This is a genomic window from Microbispora sp. NBC_01389 (genome assembly GCF_045040095.1).
In the GTDB taxonomy this organism is placed as follows: domain Bacteria; phylum Actinomycetota; class Actinomycetes; order Streptosporangiales; family Streptosporangiaceae; genus Microbispora.
On record NZ_CP109552.1, the window covers coordinates 1,720,145 to 1,741,248 of the forward strand.

Genomic DNA, 21,104 nt, shown 5'->3' on the forward strand with positions numbered 1-21,104 from the left:
ATCTTCGCCTGCCTACGGTCGTGTTCCGAACGGCGAACTCCGGTTGACGTCTCCGCGGCCCTCGCCGTACGGTCCAAAGTAATGGAAAGCGCTTTCCGTAGAAGCGGAAAGCCTTTTCCAATTCGGATTCCGTAGGTGGAGGAGGACGGATGGAGACCCTTGGCGTTGTCATGAACGGGGTGACCGGACGGATGGGCTACCGCCAGCATCTGGTCAGGTCCGTCCTTGCGATCAACGAGCAGGGCGGGGTCGAGCTGTCGGACGGGCGACGGGTGGCGCTTCGGCCGGTGCTCGTGGGGCGTAGCGCGGCCAAACTGGAGGCCATCGCGGCCCGGCATGGCCTCCCTGACTGGACGATCGACCTGGGCGCGGCACTCGCCGACGACCGCAACGCGGTGTACTTCGACGCGCAGACCACGAACGCCAGGGTGGCATCCGTGCGGCGGGCGATCGAGGCGGGCAAGCACGTCTACACGGAGAAGCCCACCGCGGAGACCCTCGGCGACGCGGTCGCCCTGGCGCGGGCGGCGGGCGAGGCGGGCGTGAAGAACGGCGTGGTCGCCGACAAGCTGTTCCTGCCGGGGCTGTTGAAGTTGCGGCGGCTGATCGACGGGGGCTTCTTCGGCCGGATCCTGTCGGTGCGGGGCGAGTTCGGATACTGGGTGTTCGAGGGCGACTGGCAGCCGGCCCAGCGGCCCTCCTGGAACTACCGGGCCGAGGACGGCGGCGGCATCGTGCTGGACATGTTCCCTCATTGGGCGTATGTGCTGGAGAACCTGTTCAGCCGTATCGAGGCGGTGACCGCACGGGCGGTGACGCACGTCGAGGAGCGGGTGGACGAGCACGGCCGGCCCTACAAGGTGACCGCCGATGACGCCGCCTATGCGATCTTCGAGCTGGCCGGCGGGGTGGTCGCTCAGATCAACTCCTCCTGGGCGGTGCGGGTGAACCGCGACGAGCTGGTCGAGTTCCAGGTGGACGGCACCCACGGCAGCGCCGTGGCCGGGCTGCGCCGGTGCCGCGTACAGCACCGGTCGGCCACCCCGATGCCGGTGTGGAACCCCGACCTGCCGGTGACCGAGCCGTTCCGGGAGCAATGGCAGGAGGTGCCGGACAACGCGGAGTTCGGCAACGGTTTCAAGACGCAGTGGGAGATGTTCGTGCGCCATGTCGTGGAGGACGCGCCGTTCCCGTACGACCTCGCCTCCGGCGCCCGGGGGGTGCAGCTCGCGGAGTTGGGCCTGCGCTCCTCGGCGGAGGGCGTTCGCGTCGAGGTGCCTGGAGCGGGGACATGAACGCCGTCACGCTGCCCGGACCGGATCGCCGGCTGGAGACCTACCGGATGCGTGAGCCGGTCGCCTGGGCCCCGCCGCCGTCACCGCCCACCAGCCGAGTCGTGTACGCCGCCGCGCACGTGGTGGCCGACCCGCTCGCCGACAACGCCCCCGGCTCCCCTGCCGCCCTCGACTGGGACGCGACCTTGGGCTTCCGCCGTCACCTGTGGTCGTACGGGCTGCGGGTGGCCGACGCGATGGACACCGCCCAGCGCAACATGGGCCTGGATTGGACGGCCACAACCGAACTGATCCGGCGCAGCGCCGCAGAGGCCCGGGGTTTCGGTGACCCGGCCGACCTGCTGGGCTGCGGCGCCGGCACCGACCACCTGCCCCAAGCGGCCACTCTGGAGGAGGTTGTGGCCGGCTACCTGGAGCAGATCGAGACGGTCCAGGACGCGGGTGCCCGGGTCATCGTCATGGCCAGCAGGCAACTCGCCCGCCTCGCCCGCGGCCCCGAGGACTACCACAAGATCTACGGCAGGCTGCTCGGCCAGGCCGACCGGCCAGTGATCCTGCACTGGCTGGGCGAGATGTTCGACCCCGCGCTGGCCGGATACTGGGGGTCGCGCGATCTTCCGGCCGCCACGGAGGCGTTCCTCGCACTCGTCCACGACCATGCCGCCCGCGTGGACGGGGTGAAGGTGTCACTGCTCGACGCCGAACACGAGGTGCGCCTGCGCGAACGGCTCCCGGCCGGGGTACGGCTCTACACCGGCGACGACTTCAACTACCCGGGACTGATCGCGGGCGGCAGCCACGCACTCTTAGGGATCTTCGACCCGATCGCGCCCGCCGCGGCGGCCGCCCTGCAGGCGCTCGACACCGGAGACAGCGCGCTGTTCGAGACCGTTCTCGCCCCGACCGTGCCACTCGCCCGGAAGATCTTCGAAAGCCCGACCTACCACTACAAGACCGGTATCGTCCTGCTGGCCTGGCTGGCAGGGCACCAGGACGCGTTCGTGATGGTGAACGGGGCGCACAGCGCCCGTTCGATCCTCCACCTGGCCGAGGTGTTCCGCCTCGCCGACCAGGCCGGGCTCCTGCCCGACCCCGACCTGGCTGCCGCACGCATGCGCCATCTGCTCAACACCGCCGGAGTGACGCAATGACGGTGATCGAGCGGCTCTCGCTCAACCAATGGACGACCCGGCGCTGGTCGGTGCGCGAAGCCGTCGACGGCTGCGTACGTCATGAGATTCCCGCCATCGGGTTGTGGCGGGAAGCCGTGGCCGAGCACGGCCTGGCGGAGACCGCGAAGCTGGTCACAGACGCGGGGCTGCGCGTCTCCTCGTTGTGCCGGGGGGGCTTCCTGACCGGCCCCGACCGCGGTCTCGACGACAACCGCGCGGCGATCGACGAGGCCGCCGCCCTCGGCGCCGCCTGCCTGGTGCTCGTGGTGGGCGGCCTGCCCGAAATGGCACCCGGCGGCGCGCGCGGGCCCGGCTTCAGCCGGGATCTCGCCGACGCCCGGGCTCGCGTGGCCGACGCACTCACCGCCCTGGTCCCGTACGCCGCCGAGCGCGGCGTACGGCTCGCGCTCGAGCCGCTGCACCCCATGTACTGCGCTGACCGCGCGGTGCTGTCCACCCTCGGCCAGGCGCTCGACCTGGCCGAGCCGTACCCGACCGCGCAAGTGGGCGTGGTGGTCGACACCTTCCACCTCTGGTGGGATCCCGAGGTGCTGACGCAGATCGGGCGGGCCGGTGACCGGATCGCGAGCTACCAGGTGAGCGACTTTCTCGTGCCGCTCCCCGCCGACACGCTGCTCGGTCGCGGCATGATGGGCGACGGTGTGATCGACTTCCACTCACTCACCGCCGGCGTCGAGGCCGCGGGCTACCGCGGTGACATCGAAGTCGAGATCTTCAACGCCGACATCTGGGCTGCCGACCCCGATCACGTGTTGTCCACGATGAAGCGACAGTTCGCGCGGTACGTCAGCGGGTGTATTGAGAGCGGTGAGAAGACGACGAGCACCGACCCACCCACGTAGCCCTACCGACTGCGGACATGATGTTCACCGGCTTTCGTGGGGTCCCTTTGGTTGACTGCAGTGAGGGCGGCGGTTCGCATCCGGTCGGCCCCGCGCCCGCAGAGCGGATCCCACCTACGCCCGCCGAGAACTACACGAGACCGTGATCGTCTGCCCATTGGATGCTCCTGCCCTCAGCCGGAGCACACCGCTGGGCCCAAGTGAATTCGCCTGCGAGACCGGCATTCTTGACCAGGCGGCCCCATCGAGGGCTGCGAGCGAAGGCCCGGGCGATGGCGACGCCGCTGGGCAGGTCTCCGTCCTCCTGACGGTTCTGCTGTGCCCACCGCCAGGCCTCTCGCTGCAGCGTCCGGCCGTTCTCACTGCGGTCAAGGGTCAGCTCGGCGCCCTCCCCCTGATCACCCTGGCGCTCGACAGGGTCGGCGTCCGCCCTAGCAGCAGGTTCGGAGCATGAAGCAGGCAGGTCTTGAGCCTTGGCCTGTTCTCCTGTATAGCGGCGGATCTGGGACATCAGGAGTTCGTAGCTGCCGATCAGGGCCAGTGATGGCCAGGCGGCGATGACGCGGCCGATCAGGCTGGGCTCGGCGATGGCGACGTTCGCACCGAGGCTGGCCAGGATGCCGACCACGAGCAGGGTCCACGCCAGAACACCCCCGCGGGAGCCGTACCGGGTGGCCAGGAGGATGGACATCGAGGCGACGACGATCAGGCCGTCGACAGCGAGTGGAATGAGCACCGCCGCCAGGTGGTCCTCAGCGTGCCGCAGGCAGAGTTCGTGCATGTGCCTGAACGACACGACCGCCGCGATCAGCGCCAGTAGTGCGACACCTGCGATCGTTGTACGCCGGATGCGGCGCACAGCCAGGGACAGATCGGTTTCCACAACCGCTCACCTCTGGCCCAGCAGGAAGCGGGTGGTGAGGGCGAAGGGATGTGTAATTGGTTCGTCTCCCCCCTCGGACACGAACCTTTTCACTATGTGAGGGCTGAGATTCACCTCGGCCCTCACTTTTGCTTTGCCGGGGTGGTAGGTCAGCCACAGGCCGAGGCGCTGGTAGGCCTCGCTCTTGCGAACGCCTCGCACAGCCAGCGGTCGACGCGCCGGAGGATGGCGCCCTCTCGCAGGTAAACGTCGCGCGGGGGTCGGAGACCGTGGCCAGGCCGCCGGTGACGGGCTCTTCGACGTAGAGCGGCCGGGACAGGGGCCTACCAGCCGAACAGCCGCCGCACCGTACCTGGCGCGCAGGTGCCGGGGTGAAGGCGTTCCTACGCGCGGGGCATTACATGGAGTCCTGCCTGATGCGGCAGACGGCAATGGCGTCAGGGTTGTCCTCTCGTTTGTAGTCCGACCAGTCCGCGCCGCCGGTGTAGCGGACCCAGTCCGCCTTGCTGATCTTCGTGCCGGGGTTGAAGTAGCAAGCAGCCTGCTTCGGGTCCGCGAAGGCCTCGGCGAGGTCCCTGAGATCCCACAGGGAGACCCCGCTGCCGGCCACCAGGGCGACGCCGCCATCGGCGCCGAGAGCCACGGAGTCGATCTCCCGCGTGTATCCCTTCAATGCGGCCAGCCGGACCGGCCTGGACGGGTCGGAAAGGTCCAAGAGGATCTCCGAATCGCTCGATCCCGCGAGCAGAGCGCTCTTCCCATCGGAGCTCAAGGCCATGTCGCGTATGTCGGTGAGGGGCACATCGAACGCGGCCGTGCGAACCGGACGCGACTTGTCATCGAGGTTCCAGACCTCGACCCCACCCGCGTTCTCGACGAGAATGACGCGCCCGTCCGCGCTCATCGCCGTCGCCGCCTCATGCTTCCCAGGCAGGGCCAGGTCGGCCGCGTCGACCGGACGCGTGGGATCGGAAAGGTCCCAGAACGTCACCGCTCCATCGCGGTACGAGATGACGGCGATTCCGCCGTCCGCGCTGAGCCTGAGGTCGTCGACGATGGAGGAGGCGCGCGCTCTCGTCACCGACAGGCGCGCCGGACGAGACCGGTCGGTCAGATCCCACACGGTCAGGTCGCCGCCGAGGTCGGCGATCACGGCCGTGCGGCCGTCGCGCGACAACGCCAGCGCCCGCACGCTGTCGTCGTCCTCGGCGTTCTTCCCGCCCGCCAGTGCGGCCGCCCGGACCGGCTTGGCCGGATCGGTGAGATCCCACACGATCGTGTCGCCGACGTCGCCGCCGGTCAGCGCGGTCCGCCCGTCGCCGCTCAGCGCCGTCACGACCCCGTCCTCCCTGCGGTCCTTCAACACGGTGACCCGATCGAGCCTTCTGTCGGTCTTGGAATCGAGCCAGTTCGTGAGGCCCCAGACGCTCACCTCGTCGTAGTCATAGGTCAGGGCGATCCGCCCGTCGTCGCTCAGCGCCACCTCGCCGGAGGCCTCGGAGGTGAGCTCAGCGCCGCGCTGCCAGACCATCGTGTCGATCAACCCCGCCCGGGTCTGCTCGTCGGAGTGGATCTCGACCGCGGCCAGGCCGAGGTCGAAGGCCGTGCCGGGGAGGGCGTCGCGCAACTCCGCCGCGTGGAGCGCAAGCCCATGAGCCACTGCGATCCGCTCCTGAGCCGACGCCCTGTCGTGCTCACGCTTCCACACGAACCCAGCGACGCCCCAGGAGACGGCCAGGAACACGGCAAGCACTAACGCGCACGTTCTCCAACGGGGACCACCGCGTGCATCGGCATCGCGGGCTCCGGCCAGGTCATTCATCTCGGCTTCCATTCCATCCGGATCACAACGGCGCGTATTGCGTTTGGTAGACGGTCTCGACGAGCGGAGTGCAGAGCGCGTTGCCGTTCATTGTGACGCGGCAGGTAGTGGTCCGGGTAATCACTGCAACGCCATCCCCCTCGCCGTGTGCCGCGCTTCCGCTTTGCGCAGCGTTGATCTTGTCCTGCTGGATATTCTGGACGATGCCGTTGATAATGCCGACGACCGATCCCACCGCACCACAGCCCGCGGCGATCGCCGGATTGGACATGCTCAGAACGGCCGCGCACATCCCGAGCTCGCCATTCGCGATCACCATAGGCAAGTCACTGCTCTTGCCGAGTTTTGACACGTCCTGCGAGCTGAGGTAGGTCACGCACGTGTGACCGCCGCCCTTGCGTTTTTCGCAGATCGAGTAGGACACGTCCTGCCAGTTCTCGCCCTTGGTGCAGGGCGCCGCTGAGCTGAGACTCGCCGGATCCGGGACATCAGGAGTTCATAGCCGCCGACCACGAGCGGGCTCCAGGCCAGGAGACCATCGCGGGGGCCGTACCGGTTGGCCAACAGGATCGACATCGAAGCGACGACGATCAGGCCGTCGACGGCGAGCGGGATGAGCACCGGCGCCAAGTGGTCCTCACCATGGCGCAGGCAGAGTTCGTGCATGTGACGGAACGACACCACGGCCGCGATCAGCACCAGTACCGCGTCACCCGCGATCGTCGTACGCTGGTTGCGGCGATCAGCGTAAGTACTCGGCTCCCCCACCGCTCAGCCCTCCCGACCAGGGAGAACGAGAGTGGTGGACGCCGCGAAGGGCATGTACGTATCGAGGGTGTCCTTCCTCGGACACACACCGAACGCACATGTGGGGGTTCCGGAGCGATCCGGGCCTCCACATACTGCTTTTCCGGGTAGTACGTGAGTTTCAGGCCTAGCTGACTGTAGAGCTTGGCCTTGTCATCCGGGTCAGCCTCCCCGATGAACCGCACCAGATCCCCGGCTTCCTCGATCATCGACCTAATTTCGGTGATGGTGATGCGCTGCGTGGCCGGGACCGCCTTCAGCTCCCCCTCCAGGCGGGCGCGCTCGCTCCTGGTCTCGTTGATCCAGGAGGAGATCTCGATCGGGTCACCTCCCGCGTCGAGCGCGGAGCGATACTGGTTGAGCTTTCAGTCACATTTCGCCAGCCGTTCGCGCAGATCGATCTTGGGATGGTCCAGCTGGCAGAACTTCGTCCTTGCGCTGCTCCTTCCACACCTGGTGGCCGGTGTAGCCGCAGGAGATTCCGGACAGCCGTCCCGGACGAAACCCTCGCCGGAGGAAGAACCCACGTACCGGCACGGTCAAAAGTCACCACGCGAGTCGGCGAAGCCGGCAAGCAGCGCCTTCAGGGCGAACTCGAAGCGAGCGGTGGGGCCTCGGTCCGCGCTAGCGCGGGCGGCTTCGGCGAGGAGCGGGTAGCTCTCAGCGGGCAGGCCGGCCAGGCGGCTGGTCTGGCCGAGTTCGCCATGTGGCTGGGGCGCGTCGCCGACGCCGGCGCCGAGCGCGGCTTGCACGAGGATCAGCCCGTTGAGGGCGTACACCATGTCGAGGGCTCGCCGCGGCTGGAAACCGGCCGCGCACAGCGATTGGAGGAGTGTCTCCATCATGCGGTGGTTCCCCGCTGTGGTCGCCGGCCGGGATAGGACGAGCGGGACCAGGTTCGGGTGGGCGGCAAGGGTGTCCAGCTGCACTCGGGCGTAGCCGCGCAGTCCGTCTCGCCAGTCGGCGCCGCCGAAGCTCACCGGTGCCGCGGTGGCGAGTTCTTCGACCATTCCGTCGAGCAGGGCGTCCTTGTTGGGGAAATGGTGGTACAGGGCCATCGCCTTGACTCCGAGCTCCGTACCGAGCCTGCGCATGGACAGTGCGGCGAGCCCCTCTCGGTCCGCGAGGCGAATGGCAGCTTGAAGGATGGCCCGGCTGTTGAGGCCGGCGTGCTGCCCGCGGCCTCGGCTGGCGGTCATGGTGGCCATCTCATCTCATTTGACGTGTTGTACGGGGTAAAACTAGCATGAGTCGCATAGTTTTACGCCGTACAACATGGGTGGGATCGCATGACCCGGCCCGGCGAATATGTCGTGAAGACCCCACTGGATCCCGCGGGGCTGAATGGGACCCCTGCGTCCCCTCGCCACGTGAGCGCGCTGGAGAGAGCCGCTTTCAATATCTCAAGACAGGAGAATCGAGATGGCAGTGGAAATGACCGCAGCACGTTCAACCAGGCGACGTCGGGGGCTCTTTGCGGCGATGTGGATCGGGCTTGTCCTGACCGTCATCGCCGCTGCCTACCCGTTCGTCGACCATACCCTGGCCGACCATGTCCAGGCGGGCTATCCCTCCTACAGCGTCGGCGAAATCGATACCGCCGTCACCGCCTACCTGGCCATCTTGTCGATAGTGGGAGGGATGGGCCTCATCGGATGGCTCGGGACGCTGTGGGCAGCGAAGGCCGGCAAGAGGTCCACGCGTTGGGTGGCGACCGGCGTCTTCGCGGTCGCACTCTGCATCGCGCTCGCCGGGCTGACCGTGACAGACACCTCCGGCGACGTCGGGCTCGCGCCCGCGATCGGATGGCTCCAGATGCTTCCCTGCCTGCCGGGACTGCTGGCCGTCGTGATGCTCTGGGGGCGGCGTCAATGACCATGGTGCCCGAAGGCCGACCGGACGCGCCCGGTGGTTGATCGCACGGCCGGGATTTGCCACCCCGGGGAGTTCCGCGACGTCTACTACCGGGTCTATCGAGAGCCGCCGTACTGTGAGGGCGCCGCGGTCGCGGACGAGTTCGCCGAACGGCTGGCCGGACACGCGGCACTGCCCGGCTTCTCCGTGACCACCGTGCTCGACGACGGTGTGCTCACCGGCTTCGCCTACGGGGTGCGCCTGGAGGAGGGACGGTGGCACCCGCGGGCCGCTGCACCCGCGCCGCAGGGGCTGCGATGGCCGCTGTTCTACGTCTACGAGCTCGCGGTCGTGCCGGAACTGCGGGGCCGCGGGCACGGGCGCGAGTTGCTGGACCTGTTGCTGGCCGACCGCACCGAGTCGTTCGCCGTGCTCGCTGCGTCGAACCAAGCACCGGCGCGCGAGCTGTACCGGCGGTGGGGTTGGGCGAAGGTCGGCGAACTCACGGAGCCACCGAAGGGCGTGGACCTTCTCGCCCTCCCCTTGAGGTCGATGAAGAGCGAAGATCGACAGCGCCAACGACCGCGCCCCCCTGCGCGACAGCGGAGGTGAGGGGTCCTTCGCTGAGATGTTCATCCAGGAGGTCCTCCGCTTCTACCCCGTTCGCCCCCTTTGTCGGCGGCAGGGCCGTCCCCTGTGCGACTCATTCACGCGCTGCCGGTGTCAGGGACGTCTTCCAGAAATCGGCGTAGCGGCCACTGCGGCGCAGCAGCTCGTCATGGCTGCCTTCCTCCACGATCCGGCCATCGTCCAGAAAGACGATGCGATCGGCGCGTCGGACGGTCCGCATCCGATGCGCCACCATCACCACCGTCCGGCCCGCCATCAGGCGCTCGATTCCTTCGTGGACCGCCGCCTCGTTCACCGGGTCCAGCGCGGAGGTCACCTCGTCCAGCAGCACGATGGGCGCATCCTTCAGCAGCGCTCGCGCGATCGAGACACGCTGGCGCTCACCACCCGACAGCAGTGCCCCCACCCTCGCCGACGTTCGTCGCCCATCCGTTGGGCAGTCGCTCGATCACCTCGTCCAACCTCGCCGCGGTCGCTGCCGCCCGCATCTCGGCTTCATCGGCGTCGGGACGGCCGAGACGCACGTTCTCCTCGATCGTGCCGTCGAAGAGATAGACATTCTGGAAGACGATGGCGATCTGTGCCATCAACACCTCCGTGTTGATGGCACGCACGTCCACGCCGCCCACACGCACCGCACCCGCGTCCACGTCGTAGAACCGTGCGAGCAACTGCAGCAGGGTGCTCTTGCCCGCCCCCGACGGCCCGACAACGGCAAGCCGCTGCCCCTCTGGCACGGACAACGACACGTCGTCGATCACCGTACGGTCGCCGTGCCGGAAGGCGACGGAGTCGAACTCCAGATCATGGCGTTCCGGCTGGATCGGTTCGGAGGCTTCCGGCAGCGGCTCGGTGCGCAGCACCGTGTCAAGTCTCACCAGCTCGGAACGTGCACCGCGGAGTTTGCCACCGATATCCGCCAGCGACAGCAGCGGATCCGCACAGCGGGCGGCCAGCACCAGGATCGCCAAAACCTCTGCCGCACCGACATTCCCGCCGAGCGCGAGATAGGCGCCCAGGACCAGCAACACGGTGAACATCGCCTGCACCGTGAGCGTCACGCCCAATACGCCGGGCAGCGCAGACAGCGTGGAACGGCGGGACGCGCGCTGGACCTCCCGCAGCGAGTCGTCGAGCGACCGGAAGCGTTCGACGGTCCGGCCGCCGGCGCGCAGCACCGGCTGGGCCTGGAGATATTCGATGACCCGCCCGGTGGCCTCATGGTCGCGTTCGGCGCGCTCCGCATCGGTGGCGGCCATCGAGCGTCCCGTCCAGATCTGGATCGCCGCCACGACCGGTACGGCGACCAACGCGGCCAGCCCCAATTGCACATTGAAGGCAAGCATCACAACAACGATCGTCAGAGGGGTCACACAGGCGGAGATGAACGGTGCCAGCAGATGTGCGATCACGCTCATCCCCTGCAGGACACCGCGGCTGGCCAGGACGGACACCTCCCCGATGCGGCCTGCGCTGTACCAGCCGATGGGCAACCGAGCCAGGTGATCACCGAGACGGTGATACATACCGAGCAACAGCGTGGTCCCGACGCGGAAACCGGACAGATCGCTGACGTAGCGCAGTACCGCGTAGACCGCGACCGCGCCCCCTAACGCAATCAGCCAGGGCCATGCATCTCCGGGGGCACCTCCGAACAGTGACCGCAGCACTGGTACCAGCAGGGCGTAGGACAAACCCTCGACCACCGCGGTCGTCGTCATCAGGGCCACGGTGCGACGCACCGGCTGGGCGTACTCGTGCCCCAGCACGCTTAGCAGCATTCGAATCATCGGGGCTCGTCTCCCTGCAGTACGCCACCGTGGGTTTCGAGCTCGTCGGCGACCGCCGATCGTTGGGACAACCAGAACGCGGCGAACTTTCCGTCCAGCGCCAGCAGCTCGGCGGGCTTGCCGCGCTCGACGATCGACCCGTTCTCCAGCATCACGACGGTGTCGGCGTCGGCGACCGTCTCCAGGCGATGGGCGATGACCAGGATCGTGCGGTCGCCCTCCAGCGTCGCCAGGGCTCGGCGCACCGCCTGTTCGGTCTGCGGGTCGGCGAAGGCGGTCGCCTCGTCGAGCACCAAAACGGGTGTGTTGGCCAGCAGTGCGCGTGCGACCGAGATCCGCTGTGCCTCGCCACCCGACAGTCCGGCGTCTTCACCGATCACCGTGTCGTATCCGCGCGGCAGCTCGAGAATTCGGTCGTGAATATTCGCCAGCCGGGCGGCGCGCATCACGTCGTCGAGGTCGGCATGCGGCACCGCGAGCGCGATGTTGTCCGCGACCGAAGCGCGCAGCAGGTGAACGTCCTGGAAGACGAAGGAGACCATCCGGTAGAGCTCCCGGCTGCCGAGATCGCGCAGATCGACACCGCCAAGGGCGACCGAACCGTGGGTCGGGTCGAAGAACCGTGGCAACAGCTGAACCAGCGTGGACTTTCCGCTCCCCGACGGCCCGACGATCGCGGTGACCGTTCCCGGCTCGAGCACCAGGTCGATCCCGCGCAGCACCTCGTGATCGGCTTCGTAGCCGAATCGAACCTCGCGCAGTTCCACCCGGTGCCCCTGTGGCGCGACCGGGTGCGCGGGCTCCGGTAGCGACTGCACCGCGAGCACGTCCCTGATCCGGCCGACCGCGCGCCGGGCGGCCTGCATATCGTCGAAGCCGTGGCCGAGGGCCGCCACCGGAGCGGTCAGGCCCAGTCCGAGCAGCAGGAAGGGCAGCAGGCCGGCCGGGGTCATGCCAGCGGTCGTGATCAGAGCCGTACCACCGATCAGCACGACCAGCAGCACGAAGGGCGGCGACAGCGCCAGCTGCATCCCCGCAGCGATCCCGGAGATACCGCGCACCCACCGCAGAAAGATGCCGACGAAATCGTCCACGGCCGTGCGGAATCCATGGTGGGAGCGCTGGGCTCCGCCGAACGCCTTCACCACCGAGATGCCCTGCACGAACTCGACGACGGAACTCGCGATCCGTCCCATGGCCGCGTCGAACTCCTCCTGCTCGCGCAGCCGGGTCGGGGTCATCATCAGGGGGACCAGCGCCACCGCCAGCGCCACCGGGATCAGCGTGATCAGCGTGAGCCGCCAGTCGACGGTGAACAAGTAGATCAGCGACATCAGCGGCACCACGAATGCGGAGACGAGCTCGCCGGGGGCATGGGCGATGAACGGGTGCACGGCACTCACGTCCTCCCCCACCACCTTGGCCAGCGCGCCGGTCCGGCGCCGGGAGAACCAGCCGATCGGCACGCGCCCCAGCCGCGCGGCCAGTTGCCGGCGAAACGACAGTTGCACCCGGCCGTCGAGAACATGCCCGAGTCCGGACGACGCGGCTGTGAAGAGCAGTCGGACGAACAAGCCGACCGCACCCGCGATCACGACGAGCCAGACATGACCGTGATCGATCGGACCGGGCGACAGCAGCGTACGACCCAGTTCGACGACCGCCAGCAGCGGCGCCAGACCCGCGACAGCGCCGATCACCTGCAGGACCACAACGACGGCGAAGCTCCCGAGATGAGGGCGCAGCAGCCCTGCCAGGCTCTGCCCCGCCGCGGAAACGGCAGCTGACGGTGGTGCGGGCCGCCCCCTCGCCTCGGCAAGGTCAATGGTTGTCATCGTTCTCCCGTCTTCGTCAATCTCGTCGCGACCAGGCCCATAGTGGAGCCGGTGATCGTATTTCCGGGGCGGCCCATCGACTGTGTCGATCGACCCGGATGTGGAACACAAACCGGTAGGCCGGGGCCCGTCACCCAGCGAGCGCCCCTCGGAGGAACTCGACGATCTCCGCCCGCGCGGCCTTCGCGTGTGGCACCACGCCCGGCATGCTGAGGAACGCGTGCGTCGCTCCGGGATATTCGGTGAGCCTCGCGGGGGTCCCGGCCGCCCGCAGTCGTTCGGCGTAACAGCGGCCGTGATCGGCCACCGGATCAATGGTCGGCACCATCACGAGCGCTGGGGCCAGCCCGCTCAGGTCGTCGGCATACAGCGGCGACACCGCACGAGGATCCGTTCCCGGCGGAACGGCGAGTCGTTGGAACAGCCGCATCTGCGTCACGGTGAGGGTCGGGCTGTGGGCGTGCCGGCTGATCGAGGCGTGCTCGAACCCCGTCGAGGTCAGGTCGACAGCGGGGTTGACCAGCACCTGCGCCCGCAGGGGCAGGCCGGACTCTCCGGCCCGGATCGCGGCCAGGGCGGTGACCATCGCGCCGGTGCTCTCACCGAAGACGGCGGCCCGTGCCGGGTCGATGCCCCACTGCGCGGCGTGCCGCACCACGTGCCGGAGTACGTCCCAGCCGTCGTCGACGGCCGCCGACAGCGGAGTCTCCGGATCGAGGAGGCGGTGTTCGACCGAGACGACGACCGCGGGCAGCCGCGCGGCGAGGTGGCTGTTCACCCAGTCGCTCTGCACCGCCGTGCCCACGAACCCGCCTCCGTGTACGTGGAGCACGAGCGGCAGGCCGGTCCGGTCGCCGCCTTCGCCGCCGCGTCCGGACGAGGGCCGGTACACCCGGACCCGGAGGCCGCGACCGGGCAGCGCCATCTCCTGCCACTGGATCGTGGCGCCGCGGTCTGGAAACCCGGAGATCACCCGTGCCAGACGGGATTCCCGCTTGCGGTTCACCTTGTCGCGGAGGGTGATCAGTTCCTCGGCCGTCATCGCCAACCAGTCCGGCTCCTTTCCCAGAGCACGCATCAACCGGACGCCCAGCGGCGGCCGCTCCGTACCAGTGACCTCGCCCATGTGTTCTCCTAGCCCACTAGTTTCGCTACCAGAAGTATCGATACTAACAGTAGCGCAATAGGTTATCGTGTGGGCATGACCCGAGCGACCACATCCGCCAAACCACCCGGTCGCCCGCGCTCCGGCGTAAACGCCGTGGTCTTCGCCGCAACGCTGAGCACGGTCCACGAGCTCGGCTACGCGCGGGCCACCGTCGACCGCATCGCCGCCGCGGCCGGGATCGCCAAGACGACGATCTATCGTCGCTGGCCGTCGAAAGGCGCGCTGATCGTGGACTGCCTCCTTGACGCGTTCGGCCCGGTGCCGCTGGAGGGCGTCAGTCGAGCCGAACTCATGTCCTCAGCCGCCCAATGGATCGCGGCGAAGATCGGTGAGCCCGGAGTGGGCGACGCGTTCGCAGGTGTGTTCAGTGACGCCGTCAGCGATCCGGCCCTGCGCGAGGTCCTTTCCACACGGTTGCAGGACCCCTACCGGCTCGCGCTCCAGGACGCACTCGGCGAGCCGGAGAACCGAGTCCTGTTCTTCATCGACGTCATCGTCGGAACCCTGCTCCACCGGATGGGGATGACCGGCGAGCCGATGGCCGACGCCGACGTCACCGCACTGGTCGAGATGGTCCTGCTGCACTTCGGTGAGGGTGCTGGCCCGACCTAACCCTGCCGCCGAACCGGCAATCGGCTCCAGCGGCGACGATGCGGCCAGAGCCCGGGCACTAGATGAAATTTTCACGGCATTTCATCGGAACAGTGCGAACGCGTCATGGTAAGAGCCCAGGCGGCGCCCCGACTACACCCCGCGCGTCCGAGAGATGTGATCCACGTGCTTGACGCCGGGACCTTCATTGAATTGACTCCGCACTACCCCCGTTCACCGTCGAATCGATTCGGACGCTCATCAATGTTAACGCTAACACTTGCCTTGGCAAGGCCTGCCGCATCGGTACCGTCCGGTCATGATTCCTGATTGAGAGAAGAAGGCATGATGCTTTTCGGGAGCCTGAGAAGGGTGCTCACGGCCGGGGCGAGCGTGTTGCTCGCCACCGCCTGCCTGACCGGCGTCTCCACGCCGTCACAGGCCGCGACGCAGGGTCCGTGTGACATCTACGCGGCGGGTGGCACGCCGTGCGTCGCGGCGCACAGCACAACCCGCGCCCTGTACGCGGCCTACAACGGCTTGCTGTACCAGGTGCGGCGCTCCTCGGACAACACCACCCGCGACATCGGCCTGCTGAGCGCGGGCGGAGTCGTCAACGCCGCCACGCAGGACTCCTTCTGCGCCGGCACGAACTGTGTGATCACCATCCTCTACGACCAGTCCGGCCGCAACAACCGCCTCACCCAGGCGCCGCCCGGCTACTGGAAGGGTCCGGCCGCGGGCGGATACGACAACCTCGCCGACGCGAAGGCGGCCCCGATCACCATCGGCGGCCAGAAGGCCTACGGCGTCCGCGTGGAGCCCGGCACCGGCTACCGCAACAACAACACCAACGGTGTGGCGACCGGCGACCAGCCCGAGGGCATCTACGCCGTCGTCGACGGCACGCACTACAACCAGTGGTGCTGCTTCGACTACGGCAACGCCCAGACGGACGGCCAGGCCGACTCCCCCGCCATCATGGAGACCGTCTACTTCGGCGCCGACAAACAGTGGGGCTACGGGGCCGGAGCCGGTCCCTGGATCATGGCCGACCTGGAGTGGGGGCTGTTCTCCGGGGTGAACGCGGGCTACAACAACCTCGCGTCGATCGACCACCGCTTCGTCACGGCCATGGTCAAGGGCGAGCCGAACCACTGGGCCATCCGAGGCGGGAACGCGCAGTCGGGCGGCCTGACGAACTACTTCGACGGACGGCGCCCCAACGGCTACAACCCGATGAAGAAGGAAGGCGCCATCCTGCTCGGCATCGGCGGTGACAACAGCGTCTCCGGCCGCGGCACCTTCTTCGAGGGCGTGCTGACCTCCGGCTATCCGAGCGCCGCCACCGAAGACGCCGTACAGGCCAACATCGCCGCCGCCGGATACGCGCCGGCGGGCGGCGGCACCCCCCAGCAGGGCGTGCAGATCGTGGGCGCCCAGTCGAACCGGTGTGTCGAGGTGCCCAACTCCAGCACCGCCAACGGCACCCAGGTGCAGTTGTGGGACTGCGGGAGCGGCACCAACCAGCGGTTCACCTCCACCTCGGGCAAGCAACTCCAGGTGTACGGCAACAAGTGCCTGGACGCCTACGGGCAGGGCACGGCCAACGGCACCCAGGTGATCATCTGGGACTGCAACGGCCAGGCCAACCAGCAGTGGAACGTCAACTCCAACGGCACGATCACCGGCGTGCAGTCGGGATTGTGCCTGGACGCCAACGCGGCCGGCACCGCCAACGGCACGAAACTCATCCTCTGGGCCTGCAACGGCGGAAACAACCAGAAGTGGACCCTGCGCAGCTGATTCCGGTGTCGTGCAGATCCCCAGGGCGGTCGGCCGCGGAAAGTCGATTCATCGATTCAGATCTAGTGATGGGAAATTTCATGGCACTGAGCACGGCGTCCGATAATTATTTATCACGACCATCGCGGAGCATCCGGTCGTCGCACCGGTTGCTGATCGCCCTTGTGGTGACCGCGCTCACCGCGGTGACAGCCCTCGTCTCCGCGCCGTCGGCCAATGCCGCCACCAGCCAGTTCCGAGGCATGAACTGGGCCGTGCTGGGTGACAACTTCAGCACCGGCACGCTCGTCGTGCAGGGCCTGAGCCAGTCCGACAGCAACGCGACAGTACGGGCCAAGGCCAACGCCCTCTACGACCACATGGAATACATCATGGGGGTCAACACCGTCCGGTTGCCCATCAACACGCACACTGTGGCCAACACGACCTGGTGGAACTCCTACCGCGGCGCCATCGACGCCGCCACCGAGCGTGGATTCAAGGTCATCCTGGCCTACTGGGAGGACGGCGCCGCCTCCGGCGGCAGGATCACGAACCTCACCGCATGGAACGCCATGTGGTCCAGCGTGATCAACACGTACGGCTCGAACGGCAACGTCTACTTCGAGCCGATGAACGAGCCGCACGGCTACTCATCGGCGGACTGGCGCAACGTCGCGGCGAACTGGCTCAGCTCGCACCCCTCGGCGGCGCCCGGCCGGGTGCTCATCGGCGGCACCGGCTTCAGCCAGGACCTCCGGGACATCTGCAACGACAGCCGCTTCAACTCGACGCTGCTGTCCTTCCACTACTACGCCTTCTTCTACAGCGCGATGACCTACGACGCCTTCCGAAGCCACATCCAGACGCTTCTGGGCAACTGCGCCTCCCGCGCGGTCGCGACGGAATACGGCGCGCCGATGGCCACCGGCCTCAACTACGGCGACGCGAACAGCACCGACAACTTCGTGCGCTACCTCCGCGCCGTGGCCCAGGTCATGCGTGACAACCAGATGGGCGGCACCTACTGGCCCGCCCTCGGCGGCAAGATAACCGCAGGCCTCGGCTACGACCACTACTCGATGTACGCCCTCGGCGGCAGCGGCACCAATCTCACCCTGGCCGTCCGCAACCAATCCGGCGCCGACCGGGTCCGCTACGGCTGGGGCGACACCGTCCGCGACTCCACCCCCAGCCCCAGCCCCAGCCCCACCGCCACGCCAGAGCCGGAAACGTTTTACCGGATCAACGCGCGACACAGCGGCAAGGCCATGGACGTCCAACAGGCGAGCACCAGCAACAGCGCGCGCGTCGACCAGTACACGTACAACGGCAACGCGTGGCAGCAGTGGCGCTTCCAGGACGCCGGCAGCGGCTACTGGCGCATCATCAGCCGCCACAGCGGAAAGTGTCTCGATGTGGTGGGCGCTTCAACCGCCGACGGCGCCGAGCTCGTCCAGTACACCTGTGGCACCGGCACCAACCAGCAGTTCCAGATGGTCGCCAACGGCAGCTACTTCCAGCTCCGGGCACGGCACAGCGGCAAATGCGTGGACGTACCGTCCGCATCGACCGCTGATGGTGTGATCCTGAAGCAGTACGCGTGCAACAGCGGCACCAACCAGCAGTGGTCGCGCACGGCCGTCTGACGGTCGTCTCGACGTAACCGCGGATTCGGTCCCATCCCTCCCCGGTGCCGATCCCGCGCTGTGCGATCGGTGCCGGGGATCCGCATGGCGGCATCGCGCGGTCGGCCCGAGGTGCGGTGCCGGTCCGCCTATGCCATTTGCATGAGGGGATGACGCCGGCCCGACTCGCAGAACTGCGAACAGTCCTGGCAGCACTTGCGGATTCCCCCATCGCCACGCTGGAAGCGCATCCAATGCCGACCAAGCGTGATCGGAACGGTGGGATTCCGCTCCATGCGGCCAGTCCACTCGCTCAGCAGTTGTCGCAGCTCGTAGCTCAGACAGCGAAGTCAGCACCTTCGACGCTGAACGTCGCCGCGACCGGTGACGTGCTCTACCGGATGGTGGTGCCGGCGAAGGTCGCCGCACAGTTCGGTCAGGGACTCGTTCAGCCCATGAAGGCAGCTGCAGGAGGGTATTACAGCGCGCTGGCCAACTCCAGCGGCCGCATCACAGCCGGTGCCACGTTCGTGCCCGTTTGCGGCAGGGCCGCTGTCGCGGGTGCCGCGACCGGTTCGGCCACCACAGCCGGGGTGGCCGCGGCCAGCGCCGGAGCGTTGACCGTGGCCGCGCCACTCGTGCTGATGGCCGTCGCGGTCGGCGTCAGCGCCTACGCTGATCGCCAACGCCAGGAGGCGATCGAGCGGATCACCGACCTCCTGGAGCAGCTACACGAAGACAACCTCGAGGACGAACGCAGCGAATTGGACGGTTGCCGGGACGCGATCGACAAGGCGACGTCGATCCTCCTCGACCAGGGCAGGATCGGCCCGTCGTTAGGACTGGACACTTCGTCGTACGCGATCAGCACGGCGATCGAACGAGCCAAGCGCCGGCTCATGAAGTGGCAGGATTCGTTGGCCAAGCTGCCCGACGGCCCTGTCGAGCTCGGTGAGCTGACGAAGTCGTTCCCCGGTGTCAACGAGGATGGCGGGACATTCCGCGCGCACCTGGAGCTCGCACGACTCGCCATCGCTCTCAAACGGCGAGTGCTCGTGCTTCAGGCTGTCGAACACGCTCAACTGGCGGGCACGAACAATCCGTTCAAGAGCTTTGTCGGAACGCTGCACGACGACGAGCGTCGCGTCGACGAGTTGGAGTCAGGCATCAATTCCGTCCTTCTTCGCCTGTCCACTCTCGAACTGAAGCGTGAAGGCGGCTTCCTGAGCATCATGTTCACGCAGGGCGAGGTCGACGACCTGCTCAAATCCGTATATCGCCTTCGCGCCTTGGGTGATGGCCTCAACGCGGGAATCCACCAAACCGACGTCACGATCGAGATCGAACGAAGCGGCGACGGATCGCTCGTGGTGTTCCCCGCGGTCGCTGCCTGATCGGCCGCCGCGCAACCCGACCGCGCCCGTAGCACCAGGAAGGCCGCACCGGATCGCTGCGTGCCAGGCGGCCGGTCCTGCAGTGGTACGTGCGCCACCTACCCCCACGGTGGTCGTCGGCGCGCGCTTCGAGAAGGAACTCTTACCTCCACGTCTGCCGGGGAACATGCGGGATATGGGGGCCGCGTCGTGGGAGGTGCGGCGGCTCGCGGAGCGGACGCCGCCGTCGCGGGAGCGGTTCGTCGACCTGCTGCGAGCCGTGTCGATCGTCGCGGTGGTCCTCGGGCACTGGCTGGCGACGGTGGTCGGCTACGACGCGCACGGCGAGCTGACCGGCCGGTCGGCGCTGCCGGACCTGCCGTGGGCGCAGCCGCTCACCTGGGTGGTCCAGGTGATGCCCGTGTTCTTCTTCGTCGGCGGGTACGCGAACGCGGTCTCCCTGGCCGCGGAGCGGCGGCGCGGAGGCAACGCCACCGAGTGGCTGATCAGGCGGAGTGGCCGGCTGATCCCGCCGACCACGGCCCTGGTGCTGGTGATGGGAGGCGGTGCGCTGGCGGCCGGCCTGTTCGACGCCGACCCTGGCCGGGTCCGTACGGTGGTCTGGCTCGCCTCGATCCCGTTGTGGTTCCTCGTGGCCTACCTGATGGTGGTCGTGCTGACCCCGCCGATGTACGCCCTCCACCGCCGGTACGGACTCGCCGTCCCGCCGGTGCTGGTGGGGCTCGTCGCCGCAGGCGATGTGGCCCGTCTCCTCGGCCACGACTTCTGGGGGAACGGCAACTTCCTGTTCGGCTGGCTGGCCGTCCACCAGATGGGTTTCGCCTGGCGGGACGGCCTGCCGGCCCGCCCACGCGTCGCCGTGCCGCTGCTGCTCGGCGGGACCGGCGCGCTGCTCCTTCTCACGCTCGCCGGTCCCTACCCGATCAGCATGATCAATGTGCCGGGCGAGCGGCTGCACAACATGTCCCCGCCCAGCCTGGCCCTGCTCGCTGTCGCCACCGCCCAGATCGGGGCCGCGCTGCTGCTGCGGGATCGGGGCGAGCGATGGTTGCGGCACACCCGCCGGTGGACGGCCGTGGTCGCGGTCAACTCGGTGATCATGACGATCTTCCTCTGGCACGTCTCCGCCGCGATCCTGCTCGTCGCCGCGCTTCACGTCGCGGGCGTGCTGCCGACTCCTGAGGCCGGATCGGCCGCGTGGCTGGCCTGGCGGATCCCGTTGCTGGTCCTGTTCGCCGTCGTCCTCGCGCCGCTCGTCGCGATCTTCGGCCCGATCGAGATGCGCGGCGCCCGACGGTCCCGCCGGATCTCGCTCCCGGCGCCGGCCGGTCTCACCCGCATGGCGTGCCGTCGGGTTGTCCGGCTGTGGCTGACCCTGGCCGGATTTGCGGGAGTCGCCTTCGCTCTGCTCGCCAACAGCCTGTGGCCCAGCACCGCTCCGACCGTCTCCGGAATGCCGGCGGTCGCGCTGATCACCTACCTCGCCTGCGCGGCGGTCCTGCGACTGCTGCGCTCGACTCCTCCCGCCACGGAGGCCGGACCGGGCCACCGGTGACGCGAATGTCTGTCGAGATGCCGTGAACCCAG

General features: G+C 68.1%; 19 protein-coding genes. 10 read left to right on the top strand and 9 right to left on the bottom strand.

What is annotated here, in order from left to right; all coding sequences use genetic code 11:
* Nucleotides 1–149: 149 nt before the first annotated feature.
* The 3 genes from OG344_RS07610 to OG344_RS07620 are packed head-to-tail and all read left to right on the top strand — an operon-like array spanning nucleotide 150 to nucleotide 3,330.
* Complete coding sequence (locus OG344_RS07610) at nucleotides 150–1,295, top strand: Gfo/Idh/MocA family protein (RefSeq protein WP_405087591.1); 1,146 nt, start codon at nucleotides 150–152, stop codon at nucleotides 1,293–1,295.
* Nucleotides 1,292–2,446 (top strand): dihydrodipicolinate synthase family protein, encoded by a 1,155-nt coding sequence (locus OG344_RS07615; RefSeq protein WP_405087592.1) that lies wholly within the window; start codon nucleotides 1,292–1,294, stop codon nucleotides 2,444–2,446. The genes OG344_RS07610 and OG344_RS07615 overlap by 4 nt, the downstream gene beginning before the upstream one ends.
* Entirely contained in the window at nucleotides 2,443–3,330 is an 888-nt protein-coding gene (locus OG344_RS07620; protein WP_405087593.1) for a sugar phosphate isomerase/epimerase family protein, read from the top strand. The genes OG344_RS07615 and OG344_RS07620 overlap by 4 nt, the downstream gene beginning before the upstream one ends.
* A 130-nt stretch (nucleotides 3,331–3,460) precedes the next feature.
* Here the strand turns inward: OG344_RS07620 and OG344_RS07625 are convergent, their stop codons facing one another.
* From OG344_RS07625 to OG344_RS07645, 5 genes are all read right to left on the bottom strand, one after another.
* Nucleotides 3,461–4,213, bottom strand: coding sequence for a DUF2637 domain-containing protein (locus OG344_RS07625; protein WP_405087594.1), 753 nt, complete (start codon nucleotides 4,211–4,213; stop codon nucleotides 3,461–3,463).
* Nucleotides 4,214–4,610: 397 nt separating this feature from the next.
* On the bottom strand, nucleotides 4,611–5,873 hold the full coding sequence (locus tag OG344_RS07630) for a WD40 repeat domain-containing protein (RefSeq protein ID WP_405087595.1): 1,263 nt from the start codon (nucleotides 5,871–5,873) through the stop codon (nucleotides 4,611–4,613).
* Between the two features lie 184 nt (nucleotides 5,874–6,057).
* Nucleotides 6,058–6,459, bottom strand: coding sequence for a hypothetical protein (locus OG344_RS07635; RefSeq protein ID WP_405089231.1), 402 nt, complete (start codon nucleotides 6,457–6,459; stop codon nucleotides 6,058–6,060).
* On the bottom strand, nucleotides 6,408–6,803 hold the full coding sequence (locus OG344_RS07640) for a DUF2637 domain-containing protein (RefSeq protein ID WP_405087596.1): 396 nt from the start codon (nucleotides 6,801–6,803) through the stop codon (nucleotides 6,408–6,410). Before OG344_RS07640 ends, OG344_RS07635 begins: the two co-directional genes overlap by 52 nt.
* Nucleotides 6,804–7,381: 578 nt before the next feature.
* On the bottom strand, nucleotides 7,382–8,050 hold the full coding sequence (locus OG344_RS07645) for a TetR/AcrR family transcriptional regulator (protein ID WP_405087597.1): 669 nt from the start codon (nucleotides 8,048–8,050) through the stop codon (nucleotides 7,382–7,384).
* A 214-nt stretch (nucleotides 8,051–8,264) separates the two neighbouring features.
* On the opposite strand from OG344_RS07645, the gene OG344_RS07650 reads away from it, so the two are divergent.
* Together OG344_RS07650 and OG344_RS07655 are read left to right on the top strand one after the other, a co-directional pair.
* Nucleotides 8,265–8,717 carry a hypothetical protein gene (locus OG344_RS07650; protein WP_405087598.1) on the top strand — a complete coding sequence of 151 codons (453 nt, stop codon included), beginning with the start codon at nucleotides 8,265–8,267 and terminating at the stop codon, nucleotides 8,715–8,717.
* Nucleotides 8,718–8,750: 33 nt separating this feature from the next.
* Nucleotides 8,751–9,308, top strand: coding sequence for a GNAT family N-acetyltransferase (locus OG344_RS07655; protein WP_405087600.1), 558 nt, complete (start codon nucleotides 8,751–8,753; stop codon nucleotides 9,306–9,308).
* Nucleotides 9,309–9,399: 91 nt separating this feature from the next.
* Here the strand turns inward: OG344_RS07655 and OG344_RS07660 are convergent, their stop codons facing one another.
* The 4 genes from OG344_RS07660 to OG344_RS07675 all read right to left on the bottom strand — a co-directional run bounded on the left by OG344_RS07660 (nucleotide 9,400) and on the right by OG344_RS07675 (nucleotide 14,077).
* Entirely contained in the window at nucleotides 9,400–9,732 is a 333-nt protein-coding gene (locus OG344_RS07660) for an ATP-binding cassette domain-containing protein (protein ID WP_405087602.1), read from the bottom strand.
* On the bottom strand, nucleotides 9,707–11,116 hold the full coding sequence (locus tag OG344_RS07665) for an ABC transporter ATP-binding protein (RefSeq protein ID WP_405087604.1): 1,410 nt from the start codon (nucleotides 11,114–11,116) through the stop codon (nucleotides 9,707–9,709). Before OG344_RS07665 ends, OG344_RS07660 begins: the two co-directional genes overlap by 26 nt.
* Nucleotides 11,113–12,951, bottom strand: coding sequence for an ABC transporter ATP-binding protein (locus tag OG344_RS07670; protein ID WP_405087605.1), 1,839 nt, complete (start codon nucleotides 12,949–12,951; stop codon nucleotides 11,113–11,115). Before OG344_RS07670 ends, OG344_RS07665 begins: the two co-directional genes overlap by 4 nt.
* Before the next feature lie 130 nt (nucleotides 12,952–13,081).
* Nucleotides 13,082–14,077 carry an alpha/beta hydrolase gene (locus tag OG344_RS07675; protein WP_405087606.1) on the bottom strand — a complete coding sequence of 332 codons (996 nt, stop codon included), beginning with the start codon at nucleotides 14,075–14,077 and terminating at the stop codon, nucleotides 13,082–13,084.
* 75 nt (nucleotides 14,078–14,152) lie between these two features.
* Between OG344_RS07675 and OG344_RS07680 the strand changes: the two genes are divergently transcribed.
* The 5 genes from OG344_RS07680 (at nucleotide 14,153) to OG344_RS07700 (ending at nucleotide 21,072) form a co-directional block, all read left to right on the top strand.
* The gene (locus tag OG344_RS07680) at nucleotides 14,153–14,731 is read left to right on the top strand and encodes a TetR/AcrR family transcriptional regulator (protein ID WP_405087607.1); all 579 of its coding nucleotides are present in this window, start codon (nucleotides 14,153–14,155) and stop codon (nucleotides 14,729–14,731) included.
* A gap of 324 nt (nucleotides 14,732–15,055) precedes the next feature.
* Complete coding sequence (locus tag OG344_RS07685; RefSeq protein ID WP_405087608.1) at nucleotides 15,056–16,516, top strand: arabinofuranosidase catalytic domain-containing protein; 1,461 nt, start codon at nucleotides 15,056–15,058, stop codon at nucleotides 16,514–16,516.
* Between the two features lie 149 nt (nucleotides 16,517–16,665).
* Entirely contained in the window at nucleotides 16,666–18,144 is a 1,479-nt protein-coding gene (locus tag OG344_RS07690) for an RICIN domain-containing protein (RefSeq protein WP_405087609.1), read from the top strand.
* A gap of 149 nt (nucleotides 18,145–18,293) precedes the next feature.
* Nucleotides 18,294–19,517 (top strand): hypothetical protein, encoded by a 1,224-nt coding sequence (locus OG344_RS07695; protein ID WP_405087610.1) that lies wholly within the window; start codon nucleotides 18,294–18,296, stop codon nucleotides 19,515–19,517.
* 175 nt (nucleotides 19,518–19,692) lie between these two features.
* Nucleotides 19,693–21,072, top strand: a complete 1,380-nt coding sequence (locus OG344_RS07700) for an acyltransferase (RefSeq protein ID WP_405087611.1) — start codon at nucleotides 19,693–19,695, stop codon at nucleotides 21,070–21,072.
* The last annotated feature ends 32 nt before the right edge of the window (nucleotides 21,073–21,104 follow it).